Annotated in this window: 1 protein-coding gene; it reads left to right on the top strand. The window is 20.8% G+C overall.

What is annotated here, in order from left to right:
- Window positions 1–318: 318 nt before the first annotated feature.
- Window positions 319–861 carry a DUF402 domain-containing protein gene (locus EHV01_RS05970; RefSeq protein WP_422066663.1) on the top strand — a complete coding sequence of 181 codons (543 nt, stop codon included), beginning with the start codon at window positions 319–321 and terminating at the stop codon, window positions 859–861.
- Window positions 862–970 lie beyond the last annotated feature (109 nt).

Raw genomic sequence — 970 nt, 5'->3', positions numbered from 1 at the left:
TTATNNNNGTAATTATTTTTTTCATTAATTATTTACCTTCATATATTAAAAATATACCTAATTTTAGGTATATTTTATAAATATCAAGAGTTTTCGACAAAATTAAAGAAGTCTGTCTATTTACTTAATAAATACAACTGATATAATGAAAATGTTGACGTATTTAAAATAGCATTTTATTTTAAAGTAATTAATATCAAAATAAAATTAAATATTATGGCAATTTAAATTTAATAATTTTACATAATTTTTTATTGTATTATTTTTAGTTGTTTTTTTGTTGTAATTTTAAAAAAGTAAATTATGGGAGGTAACATTATGGACTCGTTACAAGTTGGAGATAGTGTCTTAGTATATGCTTATAAACATAATGGTTCAGTTTACCGTAGTTGAGAATCAGCAGTTGTTTTATTACTAGAAGAAGAATATATTGTTTTAGTAAATGAAGATGTTACTGTTACAGAATTGAATGGTAGAAAATGAAAAACAAATGAACCAGCAATCTGGATTTTTAATCGGAAAAATTGAAGTAATATTATTTGTATGCTTAAAGATACCGGGATAAATTATTATTGTAATATTGCATCACCATTTATTATGGAGCAAAAAACAATTAAGTATATTGATTATGATTTAGACATTAAAGTTTTTGCCGATGGTAGTTATAAAATTTTAGATTTAAAAGAGTTTAATCGAAATCGCATTGCTTGAAAATATAGTCGTGATATTGTTAATGCAATTTGAACAGAAATTGATAATTTAAAGCATTTAATTAAAAATAAACTTTTTATTTTTGAACATAGTCGTGTAGAAACATTATGGAAACAATATTTAGTATTAAAATCCAAATTACTTAAATAATGTTTTATTAGACTTCTTGCATAACCTATTAAAATAATTGTAAATATTTTTAAAAAGATACTAATAGCAAATTATAATTTTAATTAATTATGTCTTTTATTTAAAAATW

Origin of the sequence: Spiroplasma sp. hy2 (assembly GCF_044714365.1) — a bacterium.
In the GTDB taxonomy this organism is placed as follows: Bacteria; Bacillota_I; Bacilli_A; order Mycoplasmatales; family Mycoplasmataceae; genus Spiroplasma; species Spiroplasma phoeniceum.
This window is presented reverse-complemented; position numbering and strand designations above follow the sequence as displayed.